The 23,273-nt window shown below is 69.1% G+C and carries 23 protein-coding genes; 6 read left to right on the top strand and 17 right to left on the bottom strand.

Features of this window, described 5'->3' with window-relative positions; all coding sequences use genetic code 11:
* The first annotated feature begins 38 nt into the window (after positions 1-38).
* The 3 genes from AC6CHL_RS00115 to dbpA are packed head-to-tail and all read left to right on the top strand — an operon-like array spanning position 39 to position 2,750.
* The gene (locus tag AC6CHL_RS00115; protein WP_498293478.1) at positions 39-1,013 is read left to right on the top strand and encodes a YeiH family protein; all 975 of its coding nucleotides are present in this window, start codon (positions 39-41) and stop codon (positions 1,011-1,013) included.
* A gap of 27 nt (positions 1,014-1,040) precedes the next feature.
* Positions 1,041-1,325, top strand: coding sequence for a hypothetical protein (locus AC6CHL_RS00110; RefSeq protein WP_038688837.1), 285 nt, complete (start codon positions 1,041-1,043; stop codon positions 1,323-1,325).
* Between the two features lie 48 nt (positions 1,326-1,373).
* Positions 1,374-2,750 carry an ATP-dependent RNA helicase DbpA gene (gene dbpA / locus AC6CHL_RS00105; RefSeq protein WP_038688839.1) on the top strand — a complete coding sequence of 459 codons (1,377 nt, stop codon included), beginning with the start codon at positions 1,374-1,376 and terminating at the stop codon, positions 2,748-2,750.
* Between the two features lie 185 nt (positions 2,751-2,935).
* On the opposite strand, the gene AC6CHL_RS00100 is transcribed toward dbpA, so the two are convergent.
* On the bottom strand, positions 2,936-3,472 hold the full coding sequence (locus tag AC6CHL_RS00100; protein WP_038688841.1) for an adenine phosphoribosyltransferase: 537 nt from the start codon (positions 3,470-3,472) through the stop codon (positions 2,936-2,938).
* A gap of 307 nt (positions 3,473-3,779) precedes the next feature.
* Here AC6CHL_RS00100 and AC6CHL_RS00095 point away from each other — a divergent pair, with 307 nt between their 5' ends.
* Together AC6CHL_RS00095 and AC6CHL_RS00090 are read left to right on the top strand one after the other, a co-directional pair.
* Complete coding sequence (locus tag AC6CHL_RS00095; RefSeq protein WP_498292698.1) at positions 3,780-6,221, top strand: membrane-bound PQQ-dependent dehydrogenase, glucose/quinate/shikimate family; 2,442 nt, start codon at positions 3,780-3,782, stop codon at positions 6,219-6,221.
* Between the two features lie 95 nt (positions 6,222-6,316).
* Complete coding sequence (locus AC6CHL_RS00090; protein WP_141058436.1) at positions 6,317-7,171, top strand: IclR family transcriptional regulator domain-containing protein; 855 nt, start codon at positions 6,317-6,319, stop codon at positions 7,169-7,171.
* A 174-nt stretch (positions 7,172-7,345) separates the two neighbouring features.
* Here the strand turns inward: AC6CHL_RS00090 and pcaC are convergent, their stop codons facing one another.
* From pcaC to AC6CHL_RS00010, 16 genes are all read right to left on the bottom strand, one after another.
* Complete coding sequence (gene pcaC, locus AC6CHL_RS00085; RefSeq protein WP_038688847.1) at positions 7,346-7,738, bottom strand: 4-carboxymuconolactone decarboxylase; 393 nt, start codon at positions 7,736-7,738, stop codon at positions 7,346-7,348.
* A gap of 206 nt (positions 7,739-7,944) precedes the next feature.
* Positions 7,945-8,721 carry a 3-oxoadipate enol-lactonase gene (pcaD, locus tag AC6CHL_RS00080; RefSeq protein WP_498292696.1) on the bottom strand — a complete coding sequence of 259 codons (777 nt, stop codon included), beginning with the start codon at positions 8,719-8,721 and terminating at the stop codon, positions 7,945-7,947.
* 19 nt (positions 8,722-8,740) lie between these two features.
* Positions 8,741-10,084: a 3-carboxy-cis,cis-muconate cycloisomerase gene (locus AC6CHL_RS00075; protein ID WP_498292694.1), complete on the bottom strand. Its 1,344-nt coding sequence runs from the start codon at positions 10,082-10,084 to the stop codon at positions 8,741-8,743.
* 69 nt (positions 10,085-10,153) lie between these two features.
* A complete protein-coding gene (gene pcaG / locus AC6CHL_RS00070) occupies positions 10,154-10,717 on the bottom strand; it encodes a protocatechuate 3,4-dioxygenase subunit alpha (RefSeq protein ID WP_498292692.1) in 564 nt (187 codons plus the stop codon).
* A gap of 4 nt (positions 10,718-10,721) precedes the next feature.
* Positions 10,722-11,432, bottom strand: coding sequence for a protocatechuate 3,4-dioxygenase subunit beta (pcaH, locus tag AC6CHL_RS00065; RefSeq protein ID WP_038688855.1), 711 nt, complete (start codon positions 11,430-11,432; stop codon positions 10,722-10,724).
* A 106-nt stretch (positions 11,433-11,538) separates the two neighbouring features.
* The gene (gene pcaF, locus AC6CHL_RS00060; RefSeq protein ID WP_498292690.1) at positions 11,539-12,750 is read right to left on the bottom strand and encodes a 3-oxoadipyl-CoA thiolase; all 1,212 of its coding nucleotides are present in this window, start codon (positions 12,748-12,750) and stop codon (positions 11,539-11,541) included.
* Position 12,751: 1 nt separating this feature from the next.
* Complete coding sequence (locus AC6CHL_RS00055) at positions 12,752-13,399, bottom strand: 3-oxoacid CoA-transferase subunit B (protein WP_137189252.1); 648 nt, start codon at positions 13,397-13,399, stop codon at positions 12,752-12,754.
* Entirely contained in the window at positions 13,396-14,091 is a 696-nt protein-coding gene (locus tag AC6CHL_RS00050; protein ID WP_038688858.1) for a 3-oxoacid CoA-transferase subunit A, read from the bottom strand. Before AC6CHL_RS00050 ends, AC6CHL_RS00055 begins: the two co-directional genes overlap by 4 nt.
* A gap of 150 nt (positions 14,092-14,241) precedes the next feature.
* Positions 14,242-15,561: an MFS transporter gene (locus AC6CHL_RS00045; protein WP_498292688.1), complete on the bottom strand. Its 1,320-nt coding sequence runs from the start codon at positions 15,559-15,561 to the stop codon at positions 14,242-14,244.
* A gap of 49 nt (positions 15,562-15,610) precedes the next feature.
* A complete protein-coding gene (locus tag AC6CHL_RS00040) occupies positions 15,611-15,919 on the bottom strand; it encodes a type I 3-dehydroquinate dehydratase (RefSeq protein WP_498292686.1) in 309 nt (102 codons plus the stop codon).
* On the bottom strand, positions 15,892-16,500 hold the full coding sequence (locus AC6CHL_RS00035) for a type I 3-dehydroquinate dehydratase (protein WP_498292684.1): 609 nt from the start codon (positions 16,498-16,500) through the stop codon (positions 15,892-15,894). The genes AC6CHL_RS00040 and AC6CHL_RS00035 overlap by 28 nt, the downstream gene beginning before the upstream one ends.
* Positions 16,500-17,795, bottom strand: coding sequence for a carbohydrate porin (locus tag AC6CHL_RS00030; protein ID WP_498292682.1), 1,296 nt, complete (start codon positions 17,793-17,795; stop codon positions 16,500-16,502). The genes AC6CHL_RS00035 and AC6CHL_RS00030 overlap by 1 nt, the downstream gene beginning before the upstream one ends.
* A 23-nt stretch (positions 17,796-17,818) precedes the next feature.
* On the bottom strand, positions 17,819-19,330 hold the full coding sequence (locus tag AC6CHL_RS00025; protein WP_498292680.1) for a right-handed parallel beta-helix repeat-containing protein: 1,512 nt from the start codon (positions 19,328-19,330) through the stop codon (positions 17,819-17,821).
* A 300-nt stretch (positions 19,331-19,630) separates the two neighbouring features.
* The gene (locus AC6CHL_RS00020) at positions 19,631-21,196 is read right to left on the bottom strand and encodes a protein adenylyltransferase SelO (protein WP_498292678.1); all 1,566 of its coding nucleotides are present in this window, start codon (positions 21,194-21,196) and stop codon (positions 19,631-19,633) included.
* A 37-nt stretch (positions 21,197-21,233) separates the two neighbouring features.
* Positions 21,234-21,926, bottom strand: coding sequence for a glutathione S-transferase family protein (locus AC6CHL_RS00015; RefSeq protein WP_137189246.1), 693 nt, complete (start codon positions 21,924-21,926; stop codon positions 21,234-21,236).
* A gap of 154 nt (positions 21,927-22,080) precedes the next feature.
* A complete protein-coding gene (locus tag AC6CHL_RS00010) occupies positions 22,081-22,290 on the bottom strand; it encodes a cold-shock protein (protein ID WP_017356920.1) in 210 nt (69 codons plus the stop codon).
* 300 nt (positions 22,291-22,590) lie between these two features.
* On the opposite strand from AC6CHL_RS00010, the gene AC6CHL_RS00005 reads away from it, so the two are divergent.
* A complete protein-coding gene (locus AC6CHL_RS00005) occupies positions 22,591-23,067 on the top strand; it encodes a YaiI/YqxD family protein (protein ID WP_447593131.1) in 477 nt (158 codons plus the stop codon).
* Positions 23,068-23,273 lie beyond the last annotated feature (206 nt).

The following is a 23,273-nucleotide window of genomic DNA, read 5'->3' as shown; positions in this document are numbered from 1 at the left end:
CCGGCCTGCTGCTGGCCGGCGGTGTCGCCGTGGCGGCGATGGCGCTGGCCACCCTGCCGTGGCTGCAGGCGCACGGCATCAGTGCCCTCACCCTGGCCATCGTGCTCGGCATCGCGCTGGGCAACAGCGTGTACCCGCGCCTGGCATCCCGGGCTGCGGCGGGCGTGGGCTTTTCCAAGCAGTGGCTGCTGCGCGCCGGCATCGTGCTGTACGGCCTGCGCCTGACCTTCCAGGACATCGGCCAGGTCGGCGTGGCCGGGGTGCTGATCGATGCGCTGGTGCTGGCCAGCACCTTCGGGCTGGCGTGGTGGGCCGGCACCCGCTGGTTCGGGATGGACCGCACCAGCGCACTGCTGATCGGCGCCGGCAGCGCGATCTGCGGCGCGGCGGCGGTGATGGCCGCCGAACCGGTGGTGCGCGGGCGCGCCGAACAGGTCACCGTGGCGGTGTCGACGGTGGTGGTGTTCGGCACGCTGGGCATGTTCCTGTACCCGGCGCTGTACCAGCTCAACCTGGCGCACGGCGTGCTGCCGATGAGCGAGGCGTTCTATGGCGTGTTCACCGGCTCGACCGTGCACGAAGTGGCGCAGGTGGTCGCGGCCGGGCGCGCGGTCAGCGAAGGGGCCGCCGATACCGCGGTGATCGCCAAGATGGTGCGGGTGATGATGCTGGCCCCGTTCCTGATCGCGCTGTCATTGCTGCTGGCCCGCGGCGGCAGCGCCCAGCCCGGGGCAGCGCGCGCGAAGATCGTGGTGCCCTGGTTCGCCTTCGGGTTCGTTGCGGTGGCCGGGTTCAATTCGCTGCACCTGCTGCCCGCCAGTTGGGTGGCCGTGGCCATCGAGGTGGACACGGTATTGCTGGCCATGGCCATGGCGGCGCTGGGGTTGACCACCCACGTTTCGGCGCTGCGTCAGGCCGGCATGAAGCCGCTGCTGCTGGCCCTGCTGCTGTTTGCCTGGTTGCTGGCGGGGGGCCTGGGTATCAACGTGGGCGTGCACGCGCTGCTGGGGTGAGCGCGTGCCGCATGCAACACTGGGGCGATGAAGCGTGAGCGCGTTCCCCCCGTCGATCGCCGCCGCCTGCACATCCCGTACCGGCTGGTGCTGGATCGCTATGGCGCCGTCGATGAAGCCGAAGACGACCTGATCGACCTGCTGCAGCGGGTGCTGGGCCCGGATGTCGTGGTCCGCTGGGAGCAGGATGTCAGCCACCCCAATCCCTGGTTCCACACGCTGATTCTGGATGTCAGCGACGGCCCGGGCGCGTTCAGCCATGCCCAGCACACCGCGTTGATGGAGGGGCTGCGGGCGCTGGATCTGGCCTGAGCAGCGCCGGCACACGCCCGACGGGCGGCGCAGCGGGTAGAATGCGCCATGAATGAATTCTCCGAACTGCCCCTGTCGGCCTCGCTGGCGGCGGGCATCGACGCGCTGGGCTATACCCAGATGACCCCCGTGCAGGCGCAGAGCCTGCCGGCGATCCTTGAGCGCCGCGACCTGATCGCCCAGGCCCCTACCGGCAGCGGCAAGACCGCCGCCTTCGGGCTGGGCCTGCTGCAGGCCCTGGACCCGTCGGTGATCCGCGCCCAGGCACTGGTGCTGTGCCCCACCCGCGAACTGGCCGACCAGGTGGGCAAGCAGATCCGCAAGCTCGCCACCGGCATTCCCAACCTGAAGCTGGTGGTGCTCACCGGCGGCATGCCGCTGGGCCCGCAGCTGGCCTCGCTGGAAGCGCACGACCCGCACGTGGTGGTCGGCACGCCCGGCCGCATCCAGGAGCTCGGCCGCAAGCGCGCCCTGAAGCTGGGCGGTGTCACCACGCTGGTGCTGGACGAAGCCGACCGCATGCTGGACATGGGCTTTGAAGAGCCGATCCGCGAGATTGCCGGGCGCACCAGCAAGGACCGCCAGACGCTGCTGTTCTCGGCCACCTACCCCGATGAGATCCGCGAGATCGCCCGCGTGCTGCTGCGCGATCCGGTGGAGGTGACTGTCCAGGGTGCCGACAACGCACCGGCGATTCGCCACCTGTTCTGCGAAGTGGACCTGGCCAGCAAGCAGAAGGCGCTGGCCGGCCTGCTGCTGAAGTACAACCCGGAATCGACGGTGGTGTTCTGCAACACCCGTCGTGACGTGGACGACGTGGCCAATTCGCTGCAGCAGTTCGGCTTCTCGGCACTGCCGTTGCACGGCGAAATGGAACAGCGCGACCGCGATGAAGTCCTGGTGCGCTTCGCCAACCGCAGCTGCAACGTGCTGGTGGCCAGCGACGTGGCCGCGCGCGGGCTGGACGTGCAGGACCTGGCGGCCGTGATCAACTACGAGTTGCCCACCGACATCGAAACCTACGAACACCGCGTGGGCCGCACCGGACGCGCCGGCGCGTCCGGCCTGGCGGTGAGCCTGGTGACCGGCCGCGAGCGCAACCGCGCCGATGCGCTGGAAGCCGCGCAGGGCAAGCCGCTGGACTGGCAGAAGACCCCGCTGGCGACGGCCCGCCCTGCCGTGCTGCCGCAGGCCGCGATGGAAACCCTGCGCATCGATGGCGGCAAGACCGACAAGCTGCGCCCGGGCGACATCCTGGGGGCGTTGACCGGTGAGGCCGGGCTGTCGGCCAAGGTGATCGGCAAGATCGACATCTACGCCACCCGCTCGTACGTGGCCATCGCGCGCGAGCAGGTAGGCCGCGCGATCGACCGGCTGGAAGCAGGCAAAATCAAGGGCCGCCGCTTCCGCGTCCGCCGGATGTAATGGGGTAGAGCCGACCGTTGGTCGGCTTCCACCATGTCGAACTGCCGGGCAGAGCCCGGCTCTACGTGCCTGCCCGGTAGAGCCGACCGTTGGTCGGCTTGCGCCATGTCGAGCAGCCGGGCAGAGCCCGGCTCTACGCACCTACCCGGCTTACGCCATGTCAAACCACCAGGCAGAGCCCCGCCTCAATACACCAGGTTGGCCAACAACGGCACATCGCCGTCCCAGCGCTCGCGTCCGCCCAGCCCGGCCAGTTCCACCAGCACCGCCGCGCCCACGACCTCCACCTGCAACTGGCGCGCCAGCGACAACGCCGCCAGCAACGTGCCGCCGGTTGCCAGCACATCATCGACCACCAGCACACGCGCACCGGCCGGCAGGGCGTCAGCGTGCACTTCAATGGTGTCGGTGCGGTATTCCAGCGTGTATTCCTGCTTCAGCGTGCGGCCCGGCAGCTTGCCCGGCTTGCGTACCGGCACGAAGCCGACGCCCAGCACGCGCGCCATGGCCGCGCCCAGGATGAAGCCACGCGATTCGATGCCCATCACCGCCTGCAGGTTCGCCGTGCGCCACGGCTGCACCATCGCATCGACGGCCGCGGCGAAATCATCGCCATTGGCCAGCAGCGGCATGATGTCCTTGAACAGGATGCCCGGCTTGGGGAAATCGGCGATATCACGCAGGCGGCCGGCCCAGGCGGGCGTGGCGGAAGACTCGGTCATGGGGCAGGCAACGAACGGGGTGGCATAGGGTAAACGCTTCGGCGCGGCACTGCCCGCCTGGCCAGGCCGCTGCGTTGCTGCGTTCCATCGGTGGCACCCCGGGTTCACGCCTAAATCGCACAACGGTGCGATAATCGCCCTAACCGGCCGTTCACTCCGTTTCCGCGATAAGCAGCGAAGCATTTCCGCGCCCCTGCAGGGCAAGGCAATGCCGGGGTGAGATGGCCAACGGTCCCCGCCACGCATGGCGCGCGCGGGCCTGCCCGGTGCCGGTCGGTACCGGGTTTCCTGTAGAGGTTCATGCAACGTGGACGAGAACACGAAACCGTCGGCCCTGTGCCGCACCCTGGTGGTCCTGATTGGCATCGTGGTGATGCTGTTCGGCCTGGTTCTGCTGGTGGGCGGTGTGCGCCTGGCCCAGCTCGGCGGCAGCTGGTACTTCCTGCTGATGGGCGCCGCGTCGCTGGTGGCCGGCGGCCTGTTGGCCCTGCGCCGCCCACTGGGCGCGCTACTGTATGGGGTGGCGTTCGTCGCCACCGTGGCCTGGGCACTGGCCGATGCCGGGCTGGAATTCTGGCCGCTGGTGTCGCGGCTGGTGATGCCCGCCGTGCTGGCGATGCTGGTCGCGCTGACCTGGCCGGTGCTGCGGCGCAGCCGTGGCCAGCGCCCCGGGCGCGCGGCCTATGGCGTGGCCGCGCTGTTGCTGGTGGGCCTGCTGGGCACGGCGGTGTCGGCGTTCCAGCCGCGCCCGGTGGTCACCGCGCAGGGCGCGTCACCGGCCGTGGTGCCGGTGGCCAAGGGCAGCGAGCAACGTGATTGGCAGCACTGGGGCAACACCACCGCCGGCACCCGTTTCGCCGCGCTGGACCAGATCACCCCGGCCAACATCACCCAGCTCCAAGTGGCTTGGACCGCGCATACCGGCGACGTGCCGCAGAGCGATGGCTTCGGCGCCGAAGACCAGAACACCCCGCTGCAGATTGGCGACACGCTGTACCTGTGCACGCCGCACAACCAGGTGGTGGCGCTGGACGTGGACAGCGGCAAGCAGCGCTGGGCGTTCGATCCCAAGGCGACCGCGCCGAACTGGCAGCGCTGCCGTGGCCTGGGCTATTTCGACGCAGGCCAGCCGCTGGTCGGCGCCCCCACCGTCGCTGCCGCACTGAGTCCTGCCGCACCGAGCCCTGCCGCACCGGCCACCGTCGCTGCCGCAACGGCCCCGGCACTGTGCGAGAAGCGCATCCTGATGACCTCGATCGACGCCCGCCTGTTCGCACTGGACGCTACCACCGGCGCGCCCTGCCCGGACTTCGGCGAAGGCGGCGTGGTGGACCTCAAGCGTGGCATGGGCGAGATCAAGCCCGGCTTCTACACGCTGACCGCCGCGCCCCTGGTGGCCGGTGAACTGGTGATCGTGGGCGGGCGGGTGGCCGACAACATCGAGGTCAACGAACCCTCCGGTGTGGTGCGTGCCTACAACGTGCGCAGCGGCGCGCTGGCCTGGGTCTGGGACCTGTCCCGGGAAACCCCGGACGTGCCGCTGGATCCGTCCATCCACTACACCCGCGCCACCCCGAACGTGTGGACCTCGATGGCTTATGACCCGCTGCTGGGCCTTGTCTACCTGCCCACCGGCAACACCACGCCGGACCAGTGGGCCGGCGAGCGCACCCCGCAGGACGACAAGTACAGCTCGGCGGTGGTGGCACTGGATGTGGCCACCGGCAAGGAGCGCTGGGTCTACCAGACCGTGCACCACGACCTGTGGGATTACGACCTGCCCGCGCAGCCCACCCTGACCGACGTGCCCGACGGCAAGGGCGGCACCCTGCCCGCGCTGCTGCAGATCACCAAGGCCGGCCAGGTGTTCATGCTCAACCGCGCCACCGGCCAGCCGATCACCGAGGTGCGCGACATCCCGGCACCGCAGGGGAACGCCACGGGCGAGCGCTACTCGCCTACCCAGCGCCTGTCGGTGGGGCTGCCGCAGATCGGCGCGCAGACCCTGACCGAATCGGACATGTGGGGCGCCACGCCGATCGACCAGATGATGTGCCGCATCCAGTTCAAGGGCTTCCGCTACGACGGCATGTTCACCCCGCCGGGCGAGGACCTGGCCCTGCAGTGGCCCGGTTCGCTGGGGGGCATGAACTGGGGCAGCGCGTCGGTGGATCCCACCACGGGCTACCTGTTCGTCAACGACATGCGCCTGGGCCTGTGGACCAAGCTCATTCCGCGCGCGGACATGACCGAAGGCGCCGGCGGCGTGGAAATGGGCGCGGCCTCGCAGACCGGCACGCCGTATGGTTCGCTGCGCGACCGCTTCCTGTCCAAGCTGGGCATTCCGTGCCAGAAGCCGCCGTTCGGCACGCTGTCGGCGATCAACCTGGCCACCCACCAGCTGGTCTGGCAGGTGCCGGTGGGCACGGTGAAGGACACCGGCCCGATGGGCGTCAAGATGCGCCTGCCGATTCCGATCGGCATGCCCACCCTGGGCGGTTCGCTGGCCACCCAGTCGGGCCTGCTGTTCTTCGCCGGCACCCAGGATTACTACCTGCGCGCCTATGACAGCCGCACCGGCCAAGAAGTGTGGAAGGCACGCATGCCGGTGGGCAGCCAGGGCACGCCGATCACCTATGTGTCGCCGAAGACCGGTCGCCAGTACGTGGTGATTTCCGCCGGCGGCGCACGCCAGTCGCCGGATCGCGGCGACTATGTGATCGCCTACGCGTTGCCGGCCACGCGCTGAGCCACGCGCGCCACGGTCTTCGCACCGTGGCGCGCAGCTTCGCTTCGTCGCGTGCAGCCCTTACCATGCACGATCACCGAGCACGAACCACCGCCATGTCTGCCGCACCTCCCAGCCGTCGCCCCAAGCGCGCCCCTGCCCCGCCGCAGGATCGCGGGCTCAGCCACGAGCTGATGCAGCTGATCCAGGACAACCAGGGCGATCCGGATTTCATGACCTCCCTGGGTCGCGGGCTGGTGGTGCTGAGCGTGTTTTCGCAGCACCCGCGTGAAGTGACCATGTCGCAGATCAGCACCGAAACGGGCATCTCGCGCGCGGCGGTGCGGCGCGTGCTGTACACCCTGGAGAAGCTGGGCTACGTGGGCGAACAGGGGCGCGGTTTCGTGCTGCTGCCGCGCGTGCTGGGCATGGGCGGGGCGTATGTGGCGTCGTCGTCGATGACCGCGGCGGCGCAGCCGGTGCTGGATGCCCTGCGCGACGACGTGCACGAGTCCTGCTCGCTGGGCGTGCTGGATGGCGATGACGTGCTGTATGTGGCCCGCGCCGAAACCGTGCGGATCATGTCGATCGGGCTGCGCGCGGGCAGCCGCCTGCCCGCGTACTGCACCTCGATGGGCCGCGTGCTGCTGGCCGCGTTGCCGCACGACACGCTGGAAAGCTACTTGGAACGCAATCCGCTGCGGCCGCGCACCGAGCGTACCGTGACGCGCATGGACGAGTTTTTGGACACGCTGGAACGCGTGCGCCGCGAAGGCGTTGCGCTGGTGGACCAGGAGCTGGAAATCGGGCTGCGCTCGATCGCCGTGCCGGTGCACGCGCGCAGTGGCGCGGTGGTGGGCGCGCTGAATATCGGGACCCAGGCCGGGCGGATCAGCCTGGGGGTGATGCAGTCACAGCTGCTGCCGCGGCTGCGGGAAGCGGCGCAGCGGTTGGGTACGTTGCTGCATTGAGGGGGGGTGCCGGCGGTATCCGGTTTCGTTCGGGTGTATCGGGTTGCCGGCCGGGGGCCGGCGGTGTCCGGTTTCGTTCGGGTGTATCGGGTTGCCGGCCAGCGGCCGGCGGTATCCGGTTCCGTTCGGGTGTATCGGGTTGCCGGCCAGCGGCCGGCACTACCGGTGCTGGGCTTACCGCGGTGGTGCGTTGGCTTGTTCCTCGAGGATGGGCTTGGCCAGCGCGAAGGCGTGGTTGGCGGCTGGTACGCCGCAGTAGATGGCGGCCTGCAGCAGCACTTCCTTGATCTCGTCCGGGGTGACACCGTTGTTGCGCGCGGCGCGGATGTGCAGTTTGAACTCTTCGTCATGGCCCAACGCCACCATCATCACGATGGTCAGCAGCGAGCGGGTGTGCCGTGGCAGGCCGTCGCGGGTCCACACCGTGCCCCACGCGGTACGGGTGATGAAGTCTTGGAATTCGTGGGTGAAGTCGGTGCGCGCCTGCAGCGAGCGCTCGACGTGGGCCTCGCCGAGTACGGCGCGGCGCACGGTCAGGCCGGCTTCGTAGCGTTCCTGTTCGTCCATTGGGGATGCCTCGTTTTGGTGGGGTGTACCGACCAACGGTCGGTACCTACGGTGTCTGGATGTACCGACCAACGGTCGGCACCTACGGTGTATGGGCGTGCCGGTGACGATCGGTGTCTGGGCGTACCGACCAACGGTCGGTACCTACGGTGTGGGGGCGTGCCGGTCACGATCGGTGTGGGGGTGTACCGACCAATGGTCGGTACCTACGATGTGTGGGCGGTCAGGGCGGCGGTGAATGCGTCGGCCGATTCGATGTTGCAGATGTGGCGGCCGGGCACGGCGACGGCGTGGCCGTGGGCGACCCCGCGCGCGATGGCCTGCAGGTCTGCGGGCGGGCAGACCGGATCGTCGTCGCCGGCGATGGCCAGGGTCGGCACGCCGATCTGTGCCAGCTGGTCACGGAAGTCCGCAGTGGCCACGGCATGACAGCAGCCAACGTAGCCCGCCACGCTGGTGGCGACGAAGCGCTGCAGGATGTCCTCTACCTGCGCCGGTTGCGCCGCGACGAAGGCCGGCGTGAACCAGCGTTCGGCCGTGCCTTCGCGCAACGGCAACAGGCCCTGCGCACGCACCTGCGCGATGCGCGTCTCCCAACTCTCGGCCGTGCCGATCTTCGCGGCGGTGGCCGCCACCGTCAGCGTGTGCAGGCGCGTGCCGGCATGCACGCCCAGCCATTGCCCGGTCAGGCCGCCGATCGACAGCCCGCAGAAATGGCTGCGTGCCACGCCCAGGTGGTCCCACAGGGCCAGTACGTCCGCGCCCAGGTCGGCCACACTGTACAGGCCTGGCGGCGCGCTGGAGTGGCCATGCCCACGGCGGTCATAGCGCAGGATCCGGAACCGCCCCGACAAGGCGGCCACCTGCGGGTCCCACATGTGCAGGTCGGTGCCCAGCGAGTTGCAGAAGGTCAACCACGGCGCATCGTCCGGCCCGTCAATGCGGTAATGCAGGCGATGTGCGTCCAGTTCGAGAAAATCCATTGCACCCCTCCAATAAGTTTCAGCGCTGCGCCAGCACCCGGTTGATCCAGGTGTCGGCCATGCCACGCCAGCTGTCGGGCGCGAACAACGCTGCCAGCTGCGTCGGCGACAGCTGCGCGCTTACGTCCGGCATCTCCTGCAGCACCTCGCGCAGGTGCCGCGACTGCGCCAGCGCCTGGCGCGCGGCCTGTTCCACCAGCGCATGCGCGGTGGCCTTGCCCAGCGTTTCAGCCAGCGTCACCGCCACCGCTTCTGCGTAAAGCAGCCCCCCGTGGCTGTCCAGGTGGTCGCGCATGCGCGCCCGGTCCAGCTGCAGGCCCTGCACCACCACGGTCACCTGGGCCAGGCTGCCGGCGCACAGGCGCACGATCTCCGGCACGGTTTCCCACTCGGCATGCCATTGCCCGGCCGCGCGCTCATGCGGTTGCGGCATCGCCACGAACAAGGTGGACAACAGGCCCGGCACCCGCGTGGCCGCGGCAATGGCCGCCACGCAGCCCACCGGATTGCGCTTGTGCGGCATCGCCGACGACCCGCCCCTGCCCTCGCCGGCCGGCTCGAATGCTTCGGCCACTTCGGACTGCATCAGCAGCACGATGTCGGTGGCGATCTTGCCCAGCGTACCGGTGAGCAGCGCGAACGTGCTGCCGAGTTCGGCCACCCGGTCGCGGGCGGTGTGCCACGGCAGCGCCGGTACCGGCAACTGCAGTTCGTCGCCCAGTGCCTGGGCCACGTCCAGGCCGCGCGCCTGCAGCGAGGCCAGGGTACCGGCCGCACCGCCGAACTGCAGCACCAGCGTGTCGGCGTACAACGCCTGCAGACGCCCTTGGCTGCGGTGCAATGCGTCGAGCCAACCGGCGGCCTTCAGACCGAAGGTCACCGGCACCGCCTGTTGCAGCAGCGTGCGCCCGGGCAGACCGGTATCGCGCTCGGCATCGGCCAGCACCGCCAGCGCGGTGCACAGCACATGCAGCCGCTCCTGCACCAGGCCTACTGCCTCGCGCAGCTGCAGCATCGCGCCGGTGTCGATGATGTCCTGGCTGGTGGCACCCCAGTGCACCCAGCGCGCGGCGTCGGCATCGGCGTGGCGCACCTGCGCGGTCAGCGCCTTGACCAGCGGAATGGCGGGATTGCCAGCCAGCAACGTGGCCTGGCCCAGTGCGGGCACGGCATACAGGTCGGCCCGGCAGGCCGCTTCGATCGCGCCGAGCGCGGCCGGCGGAATCACCGCGCAGCGCACCTGCGCGCGTGCGAGCGCGGCTTCCACGTCGAGCATCGCCTGCAGGCGCGCGGTGTCGGTGAACACCGCGTCCACCTCCGGCGCGCCGAACAGGCCGCCAAGCAGCGAGGGGAAATCGCTCATCAAACGCCATCCAGTCAAAGGTGGACCCAGCTTACCCGCGCGTCGCCAGGCCGCGCGTGCAGGCCGGCATCAGTAGTCGAAGAACACGGTTTCCAGCTCGCCCTGCATGCGCACGTCCCAGTGGTACAGGCCGTTGCCCTGCGCCTGGGCGATGAGCGTGGCGCGGCGTTCGGCCGGCACCAGGGCCAGGATCGGATCGTCGGCATTGCCCGGCGCGTCGCTGAAATACACCCGCGCACTGGCCGCGCGCAACAGACCGCGCATGAACACCAGCACCATCAGGTGCGGTGCCTGCGGCTGCCCCTTGGGGCCGGCCACACTGCCCGGGCGCACGGTGGTGAAGGCGAAGCGGCCCTGCGCGTCGGTGGGCACCCTGCCCCAGCCATCGAAGGCCGGGTCATGCGCGTCGTGGCGCGGGTCTTCCCGATGCGCGTAGATGCCCTGCGCGTCGGCCTGCCAGATTTCCAGCACGGCATCGGACACCGGCACGCCCAGGCCATCGAACACCTGGCCCTGCACCTGTACGCGCTCACCGTGCGCCTGGGCCGGCGCGATGTCGGTGCGGTACAGCGGTTCCAGGCCCAGCCGGTAGTACGGGCCCACGGTCTGCCACGGAGTGGATTGGAAACTCATCTGCTTACTCCCACACGGTCATCTTGCGACCGCGCAACACGATGTCGAAACGGTAGCCGAGGGCGAATTCATTGGCGGTGTTTTCCCAGTCGAACGAGGACACCATGCGCTCGCGGGCCTTGGCGTCGTCCACGCAGTTGTAGATCGGGTCGTACGCCAGCAGCGGGTCGCCGGGGAAATACATCTGCGTGACCAGGCGCTGGCCGATGCCTTCGCCATGCAGCGAAAAGTGGATATGCGCTGGTCGCCACGCGTTGTAGTGGTTGCGCCACGGGTAGGCGCCGGGCTTGATGGTGGTGAAGCGGTAACGGCCGTGGTCGTCGGTGAGCACCTGGCCGGTGCCGGTGAAGTTGGGGTCCAGCGGTGCGTCATGCTGGTCGCCCTTGTGCAGGTAGCGACCGGCGGCGTTGCACTGCCATACCTCGACCACGCTGTTGCGCACCGGGCGGCCGTTCTCGTCCAGCACCCGGCCACTGACCACGATGCGCTCACCCAGCGGCTGGCCCTTGAAGCCGGCGGTCAGGTCGGCGGCGTGCTCGCCCAGGGTGATGCGGTCCAGCGTGGGCCCGGTCACTTCGGACAGCGTGGCCGGGATCTGGATCGGGTCACGCCCGGGGCCGCGCAGGCGGGTGGATGCATACGGCAGGTGGATGCGGTCCGGCTGGGTGCCGGGATAGGGCCTGCGATAGCCGCGCAGGTCAGTGGGATCGCTCATGGCGTACTCCGGTTGGCGGGCGGCCGTTGGGGCCGCAGCTGAAAGGCAGTGGCACGCTGCCATGCGAAGGCGGCAGCGGCCGTGAAGCAGGAAAAAACAGGGGCGGTCACACGCGCTCGATGGCCAGCGCGACCCCCTGGCCCACGCCGATGCACATGGTGGCCAGGCCACGCCGACCCCCGCTGGCTTCCAGCTGGCGCAGCAGGGTCAGCGCCAGGCGCGCACCGCTCATGCCCAGCGGATGGCCCAGCGCGATGGCACCGCCGTTGGCGTTGACGTGTGCGGCATCGTCGGCGACACCGAACTGGCGCAGGCACGCCAGTCCCTGCGAGGCGAACGCTTCGTTGAGCTCGATCGCATCGAAATCGCCGATGGACAGTCCGAGCCGCGCCAGCAGGCGTTGTGTGGCCGGCACCGGGCCCATGCCCATCACCGCCGGTTCGACCCCGGCACTGGCAAAGCCCAGGATGCGCGCGCGCGGGGTCAGGCCCAGTGCACGTGCCTGTGCGCCCGACGCCAGCAGCAACGCGGCGGCGCCATCGTTGATGCCCGACGCATTGCCGGCGGTCACCGTGCCGGGCTGGCGGAACAACGGCTTGAGCGCGGCCAACGCGTCCAGTGTGGTGTCCGCGCGCGGGTGTTCATCGCGCGCCACACGCACGGTTTCACCGCGCTTGCGCCCGGGTGCGTCCACCGCCACGATTTCGCCGTCGAAGAACCCGCGTTGCTGGGCGGCGGCCGCGCGCTGCTGGCTGCGCAGCGCAAACGCGTCCTGGTCGGCGCGCGACACCGCGTAACGCTCGGCCACGTTCTCGGCGGTCTGGCCCATGGTCTCCACGCCATACAGCGCGCGCAGCTGCGGGTTGATGAAGCGCCAGCCGGTGGTGTCTTCCATCACCTGGTCGCGCGCGAAGGGCGTGCCTGCCTTGCCCATCACGTAAGGCGCGCGCGACATCGACTCCACGCCGCCGGCAATGGCCAGCCCGAGTTCACCGGCGGCGATGCCGCGCGCCACCGTGCCGATCGCATCCAGGCCCGAGCCGCACAGCCGGTTGACGGTGCTGCCCGGCACGCTCACCGGCAGGCCGGCCAGCAGCAGGCTCATGCGGGCCACGTTGCGGTTGTCTTCGCCGGCCTGGTTGGCGCAGCCCAGGTAGACCTCGTCGATCAACGCCGGGTCCAGCTGCGGATGGCGCGCCAGCAACGCCTTCAACGGAATCGCGCCGAGGTCATCGGCGCGCACGCCGGCCAACGCACCGCCGTAGCGGCCGATCGGGGTACGGATGCCATCGATGATGTAGGTATCGTGCAGGGTCATGTCAGGCTCCTTCGCTCATCTGCAGCGGCAGGCCGGTGAGCTCACGCAGCTGCTCCAGGCTCACCCCGTCCACCATTTCCAGCACGCGCGCGCCCGCCTCGCCCAGGTCGAACACGGCCACGTCGGTATACACGCGCGACACGCAGCGCAGCCCGGTGAGCGGGTAGCTGCACGCCTCTACCAGCTTGCTCTGCCCCTGCTTGGTCAGCAGGTCCATCATCACGAAGACCTGCTTGGCGCCGATGGCCAGGTCCATCGCCCCACCGACGGCGGGAATGGCATCGGCCGCACCGGTGCTCCAGTTGGCCAGGTCGCCCTGTGCCGACACCTGGAATGCACCCAGCACGCAGATGTCCAGGTGACCGCCGCGCATCATCGCGAACGAATCGGCATGGTGGAAATAGCAGCCGCCGGTGAGCAGGGTCACCGGCTGCTTGCCGGCATTGATCAGGTCTGGATCTTCTTCGCCCGCTGCCGGTGCCGGGCCCATGCCGAGCAGGCCGTTTTCCGACTGCAGGAAGATCTCCTTGTCGGCCGGCAGGAAGTTGGCGACCGTGGTCGGCAGGCCGATGCCCAGATTGACGTAGGCCCCTTCGGGAATATCGCGCGCCACGCGCGCGGCCATCTGTTCGCGGCTCAGGCGGTTCATGCGCGGGCTCCAGCGGTGGCGGTGGCGGTGGCATCCAGGGCAACGACGCGCTGCACGAAGATGCCGGGGGTCACCACGGCTTCCGGGTCCAGGTCGCCCAGCGGCACCACGGCGTCCACCTGCACGATTGCACAGCGCGCGGCCATCGCCATCAGTGGGCCGAAGTTGCGCGCGGTCTTGCGGTACACCAGGTTGCCCCAGCGGTCGCCGTGGTGGGCCTTGATCAGCGCGAAGTCGGCGTGCAGCGGATACTCCAGCACATAATGGCGCCCGTCGATCTCGCGGGTTTCCTTGCCGTGGGCCAGTTCGGTGCCGTAGCCGGTGGGGGTGAAAATCGCGCCCAGGCCCGAGCCGGCGGCATGGATGCGCGCGGCCAGGTTGCCCTGCGGCACCAGCTCCAGTTCGATCTCGCCGGCGCGGTAGGCCGCATCGAAATGCTGCGAGTCGGCCTGGCGCGGGAACGAGCAGACGATGCGGCGCACGCGCTTGTGCCGGATCAGCGCGGCCAGCCCGGTGTCGCCGTTGCCGGCGTTGTTGTTGATGATGGTCAGCCCGCGCGCGCCCTGCGCGATCAGGGCATCGATCAGGGCGTCGGGCATGCCGGCGGTACCGAACCCGCCAATCATCACCGTCGCCCCGTCGTGGATGTCGGCCACCGCTGCGTCAGCGTTGGCCACGGTCTTGTCGATCACTGCGTTGCTCCTTGCCGTGCCCTGCAGGCGGCGGCGACATACGGGGGAAAACGGGACGCGGACATGGTGCGCAGCGGCGACGACGCGGTCAATCCGATAATCGGACTCATGATGCGATAATCGCACACGCGGATGTCCATACCCGTCGGCTCAGTTGCGCGTCTGGCCAACGCCGACGCGCAGGCCCAGGCAGGCCCACGCCGCCAGTGCCAACGGCAGCGCACACAGCACGTAAAGCGCGGTGGGCGACCAGCCTGCATCGACCAGCAGGCCGACGGTAAGGGGCGACAGGATGGCGCCGACCCGGCCAATGCCGATCGCCCAGCCCAGCCCGGTGGTGCGCACGTCGGCGGCAAATACCACCGGCGCGGCGGCATACAGCCCGGCCATGGCGCCGAACAACGCCGCACCGATCACGAATGCCACGGGGAAGGCGATACCGAGTTGGGTGTTGAAACCGGCGAAGGCCAGCATCGCCACCATCGCCAGCAGCAGGCTGGCTGCGGTGAGCCGCGACAACGCCCAGCGCGACGCCAGCCAGCCGAACAGGCTGCCACCGACAATCCCGCCCAGGTTGAGCAGCACCCCGCCGGTGATGCCCTGCTGGGCCGACACGCCGGCCGACACCAGCAACTTCGGCGTCCAGCTCAGCACGAAATAGAACGCGAACATGTGCAGGAAAAACGCCATCGCGATCAGCACCGACACCCGGCGCAGGTCGCCGACGAACAGCGCGGCGTAGCCCTTGCGCCCATCGGCGCGCACCGGTGCCGGCGGCAGCGCCTGCAGCGCGGGCATGTGCATGCGCGCCAGCAACGCGTTGAGCCGCGGCAAGGCATCCGGCGGACGCCGGGCCACCAGGAAATCCAGCGATTCGGGCAGGCACTTGAGCACCAGCGGGATGCACAGCAACGACGCGCCGGCGCCGATCAGGAATACGCTGTGCCAGCTGAAATGCTGCAGCATCCAGGCCGCCAGCACGCCGCCCAGGGTGGCGCCGATGGGGTAGCCGGTGGCCTGCAGCGCCACCGCGGTGCTGCGCCATTTGGGGTTGGCGTACTCGGCGGTGATCACGCCTACGCCGGCCAGCATGCCGCCGATGCCCACGCCGGTGAACACCCGCAGCGCGCCCAGTTGCCACGCGTTGCCGGCCAGCGCCGACAACGCCATGCCCACGGTGAGGATCACCAGGCACAGCATGATCATCGGCCGCCGGCCCCAGCGGTCGGCCAGCGGCGCCAGCAGGAACGAGCCCAACGCCATGCCGACCAGACCGGCGCTGAGCATGATGCCCAGCAGCTTGCCCGACAGCGCCCAGTCGGCCGACACGTGCGGCGCGGTGAACGCCATGACCATCACGTCGAAGCCATCGAGCATGTTCAACAGCACGCAGATGGCGATCGCCGTCCATTGGAAGGGAGTCATCCGCTCGAGCACGAGCGGGGAAGCGGCGGCGGTGGCATGGCTCATACGGGGATCCTGCGACGACGTAGTGCGGGGAGCGTCCGGCGGGGAGGTCTCAACGACCGGCCTGGCTGGAGGCATGGATGACCTGGAGCACCTGCTGCAGCTGCTCGACCTCGACCTGGCCCGGCGCGGACGGGGTGCCGATCATGCCGAAGGTCAGCGCCTGGCCGAAGGTCTCCCCGGCCAGCCGCGAGACCACGCCGGTGCCGCCCATGGACATGGTCAGCAGCGGCTTGCTGCTGCGCTGGCGCACCTGCCAGGTGGCATCCAGCAGGGCAAGCACGTCGCCGGCGTCGCGCGGCATCACCGCGATCTTCAACACGTCCGCGCCCATCACCTCCTGGCGCAGCAGCCGCGCCACGATCTCCTCGCGCGCGCGGGGGTGGCATGGAAGTCGTGGCTGGACATCACCACCTTCACCCCGGCCGCATGCGCCTGCGCGACCAGTGCCGCCACCCGCTCCGGATCGCGGAACATCTCCACGTCGATCAACTGGGTGAAGCCGCCGCGCAGCAGCGTGGCGTACAGCGCGGCGTAGTCGGCGTCGCTGATCGGCTTGCTGCCGCCTTCGGCCTGGGTGCGGAAGGTGAGGATCATCGGCTTGCCGTCCAGCGTGCGCGCGATGCGCTTGCCAAGGGTCACCAGCGCCTTGCCGTCGGTGGCGATGTCCAGGTAGTCGATGCGCCACTCGGCCAGGTCGGTGGCCGGGCTGGCGGCGATCACGGCGGCCTGCTGCAGGGCCTGTTCGGCGGTGGCACCGGTGATCGGCACGATGGTGCGCGGTGCGCCTTCGCCGATGCGCAGCGTACCTACCTGCAAGGGCGTGACCGGTACCGGTGCGGCGTGGGCAACGGCGGCCGCGCCGCCGAGCACGGCGGCCAGCATGAAGGGAGTGAGCGGACGCATGCGGTTCACCAGGAACGAGGGAAGGAAGGCGCGCATCAGAAGGTCACCTTGGCCTGCACGCCCACGGCCCACGCGTTGTCGGTGCGGGTGTAGGCGAACGTGCCGGGGTTGACGATGTACTGCACGTCGGGGCGGACCATCAGCCAGGGATTCACCTGGATGCTGTAGGACAGTTCGAACAATTCCTCGGCCTGGCTGAGCTGGTACAGCGGCGAGTCAAGCGGCACGCCCGCGTCGGCCAGGGTGGCGCGGCGGGCGTCGACCAGGCGGCGGTTGATGTCCGCGCCCACGTAGCCCAGCGCGATGCTGTCCTGCGCGCGTGAGCCGATGCCCTGGTAGACGCCACCCAGCGCGTACCAGCGGCGGATCTGCGCGGTGTCGGTGTCCGACACCATGTACTGCGCGAAGGCGGTCAGCCCGCGCTGCGGGTCGCCGGCTTCGCGGGTAAGCCGCTGCTCGGCCAGCACATACGCACCGTGGCGGCCGGTGGTGGGCGAGGTATCCAGCCCGCGCTGGTCCACCCGCGAGGTGTCGTAGTAGCCGCCGAACTTGTACACGCCCGGGTGCGCCCCGCCCTTGTCCGGCGTCCAGGTCACTTCCAGCGGAATCAGCGAACCGGTGGTGCCCGACACGAACGGACGGAACGCATTGCGTTCGATGTTGCCGCCCAGGTTCGGGTTGACCTGGAACCAGCCGGTGCGCACGTTCAGCGCCGGGCTCACCTGCTGGGCCACTTCACCGCCCCAGCGCGCCGTGGGGTAGTTGTACCAGCCGCTGTTGCCGGACATCGCCAGCGGATGGGCGCAGAAGGCGGCGTTGACGAAGTGGGTCAGCAGGCTGTGCAGGCCGAACTGGTTGCCCATCGCGTAGTAGCCCAGCTTGAAATACGACTGCCCGCCGTTGAAGGTCTGGTCGTAGCTGGCCTCGGTGAGCCGGGTGTACTGCCCGCCGTAGGCTTCCTGGATCGGGAAGCGGTTGCCGACCAGGTCGGCCGAGGTGCTGTTGCCGCGGCGGTCGTTGAGGGTGACGTGGAAGGCGCCGCCGTCCCAGCCGGCCAGGCGGCCCATGTCCAGGTCGACGCCGACCCGGACCTGCTGCGCATAGCGCGCGCCGGTGCGGCCGTAACCGCCGTCGACCACACCCATCGCCTCGCCCACGTAGTCGCCACGGAAGCGGATGCCGCGTTCGTCCAGCGCGGTACGGGTGCCGCCCCAGTCGCCCGTGAGGGTCTTGCCGTCGTAACGATTGCTGTCCTGCGCGTGGGCCAGCGTGGGCGCCAGCACGGCGGCGGACAACAGCAGGGCCAGCGGAGTGGGGTTCGGAAATCGCATCGGAGTCTCTCGGGGTCGACGGGTCAGCGCAGCGACAGCGGCGCGCTCAACGGGGAGGTGGCGCCCAGCACGGACGTCGCGGTGGCGGTGAGCGTGGCGATACCGGCAGCCTCGCCGGTGGTCGGCAGCGCCAGCGTGAAACGGCCCTGCCCCTGCGCATCGGTGACGGCGTCGACGGTGCCGAGCAGGCGTTCGGCGTCGCTGCTGTTCGCGGCACGGTTGCCGAACACCTCCAGCTGGTAGCGCTGCGCCGGCACGCCTTGGAACACCCCCTGCACGGTGCGTGCGGTGCCGGTGCCCTGCACCGCCTGCAACACCGGCGCGGCCTGGCCCAGGTTGGGCGCCGGCTGGCACCCTGCGGTATCGGCGCCGCTGCAGATGCGCGCGCGCTTGGACGGGTCGGTATCCACCCCGCGCCCGCGCGAGCCCACGAAGTTCGCGTGTTCCAGCCCCGGTACGCCGAACACGATCGCCCCGCGCGGCTGGCCCGTGGCACAGGCGCCACCGGCTTCGCAGCGCGCGATCTTCAGCCCGTTGCCCACCATCTGGTTGGCGCTGAAGCGGTTCGGTGCGCTCACCGGCTGCGGACGCACCGCGATGCCGATGCCGTTGCCGGTGATCGTGTTGCCGTCCACCACGTTGTCGCTGCCGGTCACGCTGACCCCGATCGAATTGCCGGTGAAGGTGTTGGCTGCGATGTAGTTGCGGTTGCCCCAGTTGATCTGCAGGCCGTCGGAATAGTCGACGAAACGGTTGCGCACCACCGTGTTGTCGTTGCCCCACAGAATTTCGATGCCCTGCGACGGCTCCGGGTTGGCGGCGGTGGACTGGAACAGGTTGTCGGCCACCAGGTTCCAGGCCGCGCCGCGGGTCAGTTCCAACCCATCGCCGTTGTCGACGAACTGGTTGCGCACGATGCGGTTGTGCACGGTGGTGGTGGCGGTGGACTGGCCCTTGCCGTCGTCGCCGGTCAGCATGATGCCGGCGCCGCCCTTGTTGGCCACGATGCGGTTGTCGTGGATGTCGCTGTGGCTGCTGCGGTTGATCAGCACGCCGATGCAGAAGTTGCGGATCTCAAGGCCGCTCAGCTCAACGCCCGTGGTGTCGCGCAGGACCAGCCCCGGCAGCGTGGTGGTGCGCACGTTGGTGCCGGACTGGCCCGGCTCGGCACCCGGGCAGGCATCGGTGCCGGTACCGGTGACGTAGCCGCCGCCATCGATGGCGACGTACTGGCCGGCGCTCGCCCACGGCGTGCCGACGATCTGCACCGGGCCGACGATCTCCGGCAGCGGCGATGCCGGGCGGATCACGTACGGCGCGCTGCCCACCGCGGCAATCTCGATGCGGTAGCGGCCGGGGGCCTGGTTGGCGGTGATGATCGCCCAGCGCAGCGACCCGGGGGCGGCGTCGTCGGCATAGCGGTCCACATGCAGGACCTGCAGCGCCTCGCGCGGCGGCTCGGCCTGGTAGGCCAGCGCCAGCGATGGCAGCACGGCAAGCAGGGTCAGGGAAACAACAGACAGACGGCAACGCATGCGCAGGCTCCGCACAGGGAAAGGGACTCCGGCGGTCTTTCCCCTGTACCTGGCTTCAGTACCGTAGTGGCACTGCCCTCGCCCGCCAGAGGTGGATCGCTTGGAACGGGATTGAAAGTAGGTTTATCGCACTGCACCATTCAAGTGCGTTTATCGACTACGTGTGCGATTATCGGATTTCACCGCTACGACCATTGTCGTAGACGCAGGCACGACAACGGCCACCGCAGGCGCGGCGGCATGCAATGGCGTGTAGTCAGAAGGGTCGCAGTGAAGGCGCGGCGTACCGCGCACCCGGGTTCAGGAGCTGCAGGAAAGCATCGAACAGCCGGCCTTGTCGCGCGCCCAGTCAGGGCGCTTGCCGGCGAAATGCGCGCGGCCCGGCTGCACGTGATAGGGATGCCGCAGCACCTCCAGCAGCGTGTGCACGCCGCTCATGTCGCCCTGCTCGGCCTGTTCGATGGCCTCCTGCGCCAGCCAGTTGCGCAGCACATACACCGGGTTGGCCGCCGCCATCCGCTGCTGGCGCACGGCCGCATCCAGCGTATCGGCACGCAGGCGTGCGGCATACTGCTGCAGCCAGGCCTGCACGGCGGGCACGACGGCCTCGCGCCGCTCGGCGCTGTAGAAGGCCGCGTCCAGCACCTGCACCGACGGCGCCTGCGGATCGAGCGCCATCAGGCCGCGGAAGGCCAGCGTCATGTCCATCTCGCCGTCCTGCAGGATCTGCAACCAGGCGGCCATCATCGCCACGTCGTCATCGCCGCACTGGGCCAGCCCGAACTTGGCCGCGATGTCCTCGCGCTCGCGCTGGGCGTGCACGGCCTGGAAACGGGCCAGCCCGTCGTGCAGCGGTGCGACGTCGTCGAACAGCGGCGACAGCGCCTGCGCCAGCCGGGTCAGGTTCCAGTACGCCACCTGCGGCTGGGTGCCGAAGCGGTAGCGGCGGCCCTGTGCGTCGGTGGTGTTCGGGGTCCAGTCGGGGTCGTAGTCGTCCACCCAGCCATACGGGCCGTAGTCGATCGTCAGGCCCAGGATGGACATATTGTCGGTGTTCATCACCCCATGCACGAAGCCGACCCGCATCCAATGCGCCACCAGGATCGCGGTGCGCTCGCAGATCTGCGCGAACCACTGCGCATAGCGCTGCGCGCCGGCATCGGCCAGCGCCGGAAAATCACGGGCGATGCAGGCATCCGCCAGCTGCCGCAGCAGGCCCACGTCGCCGCGCGAGGCGGGCAGTTCAAAGGTGCCGAATCGGATGAAAGACGGCGCCACCCGGCACACCACGGCGCCGGGTTCGGCCTTCGGGTGGCCGTCGTAGAACATGTCGCGCACCACCGTATCGCCAGTGCCCACCAGGCTCAACGCGCGCGTTGTCGGCACGCCCAGGTGGTGCATGGCTTCGCTGCACAGGAATTCGCGGATGGACGAGCGCAGGACCGCGCGGCCGTCGGCCCCGCGCGAGTACGGGGTGCGCCCGGCCCCTTTCAACTGAAGTTCCCAGCGCGCGCCGTCGGGGGCCAGCAGCTCGCCCAGCGAAATGGCGCGGCCATCGCCAAGCTGCCCGGCCCAATGCCCGAATTGGTGGCCCCCGTAGTTGGCCGCCCACGGCTGCATGCCGGCATACAGCGCGTTGCCGCCGAACACGCGCGCGAAATCCGGGCTGTCGGTTAGGTCCGGGCCAAGGCCCAGCAGTTCGGCCACCTCGGTGGAAAGCGCCAGCAGCTGCGGCGCGGCCACCGGCGTGGGCATCACCGACGACCATGCGGCACCGCGTACCTCGCGCACGCGCGGGCCGGTTTCCTCGTCGCCGGGAAGGTCGCCGATGAATCGGTTGTCGAAGCGCAGGGGCTGGGTATCCATGCTCACCAGATGGGGGCGCCGCTGCGCCCCCGCAAGTTCACGCCGCGCCCGCGCCCAGGTCCAGCGCCCCGCCGCGCTCGGTGGCGCGCTGGTAGGCCGGGCGCTGTTCGATGCGCTGCAGGAAGCCCTGCAGCTTCGGGTACGCGTCCATGCTGCCTGCACGCGACGCGGCTGCCTGGATCGGGAAGCTCATCTGGATGTCGGCGGCGGTGAAGCGTTCGCCGGCGAACCACGGCGACTGGCCCAGCTCGCGCTCCATCCATTGCAGGTGCAGCTTCAGCTGCGGGCCCACGAACCCCTTCATCACCTTGTCGGCAATGCCACGGGCAATCGGCTTGGCGAAGAACGGCATGGGCGCCTTGCGTACCCGCGCGAACACCAGGCTCAACAGCAACGGCGGCATCGCCGAGCCTTCGGCGTAGTGCATCCAGTAGCGGTAGCGCACGCGTTCGGCGGCCTGGGCCGGCAGCAGTTCAGGCGACAGCTGGCGGGCGCTGTCGTAGCGGTCGGCCAGGTATTCCAGGATGGCCCCGGACTCGGCCAGCACCAGGGTGTCGTCCTGCAGCACCGGCGATTTGCCCAGCGGGTGGATCTCGCGCAGCGCCGGCGGCGCCAGCCAGGTGGTGGGGTCGCGCTGGTAGTTGACCAGCTGGTACGGCAGGCCCAGCTCTTCGAGCATCCACAGCACGCGCTGCGAGCGCGAGTGGTCCAGATGGTGCACCTTGATCATTGACGGGTCCGCAGGTTCAAAGCGACATCGTAACGAGGTACATGCCCTGCCGATGTCATCGGCCGCCCGCGGATGAAAAAACAGCACGCATAAAAAACGCCGGAAGCTTTCGCTCCCGGCGTTTCATTGCAACCTGACGGTAGCGGGGGGTCGATTAGACCGCCTGCACCTGATCAGCCTGCATACCCTTCTGGCCCTGCACGGCGACGAAGGTCACCTTCTGGCCTTCCTGCAGCGACTTGAAGCCGGTGCCCTGGATGGCACGGAAGTGCACGAAAAGGTCCGGGCCGCTTTCCGGGGTGATGAAGCCGAAGCCCTTGGCATCGTTGAACCACTTCACGGTGCCCTGCTGACGATCAGACATGTACTAACTCCTGAAACAATAGTTGAAATAATCGCGGCCGCCGCTTATCGGAGCCGAGACTGAGTTGCAGGCGTTGGTAAAGCGGATCGATGAGCAGATCGTGAGATCAACTGCACCAGGCCACGATTCACGGTGACCCTAGCAAACACAGTGTGGGTGACGATACTCGTGTTTTACCTAAAAAGCGATAGCTGGTTTATTCAGCCATCCCCCCGTCACGCCTGACGGGACAAGGGATTGGCGCATCCTACACGATTTCGCACGCCCCATTCAGACTTTTCCTACCTTAAGATCAGCCAAATGCCCGATTCAAGTTCCGCCATATGCCGCATCTGGGTTGATGCGGACGCCTGCCCCGGGGTGATCAAGGAGATCCTGTTCCGGGCCGCCGAGCGCGTGCAGGTGCCGCTGACCCTGGTAGCCAACCACTGGCTGCGCACCCCGCCCTCGCGGGTGATCGATTTCCTTCAGGTGCCGGCCGGGCTGGACGTGGCCGACAGCGCCATCGTCGAGCGGGTAACCGCCGGCGACCTGGTGGTCACCCAGGACATCCCGCTGGCGGCGCTGGTCATTGCCAAGCAGGGCGTGGCGCTGAACCCGCGCGGGCAGCTGTATACCCCCGACAACATGGCCGAGCGGTTGTCGATGCGCAATTTCATGGAGGAACTGCGCGGCGCCGGCGTGCAGACCGGCGGCCCGCCGCCGCTGGGCCCGCGTGAACGGCAGGCGTTCGCGGCCGAACTGGATCGGTGGCTGGCGAAGCGTTCAGGGCGATGAACCGGGAAGGCGGCCGCTGGCCGGCTCTTCATGAAATCCGGGCAGAACGTGCGCTGTCGGCCGCTGGCCGGCTCCTCATGAAATCCAAACGCCACGGTAGTGCCGGCCGCTGGCCGGCTCCTCATGAAATCCGGGCACCCCTGGTAGTGCCGGCCGCTGGCCGGCTCCTCATGAAATCCGGGCACCCCTGGTAGTGCCGGCCGCTG

It is taken from the genome of Stenotrophomonas sp. GQ19, assembly GCF_059758695.1.
This window is presented reverse-complemented; position numbering and strand designations above follow the sequence as displayed.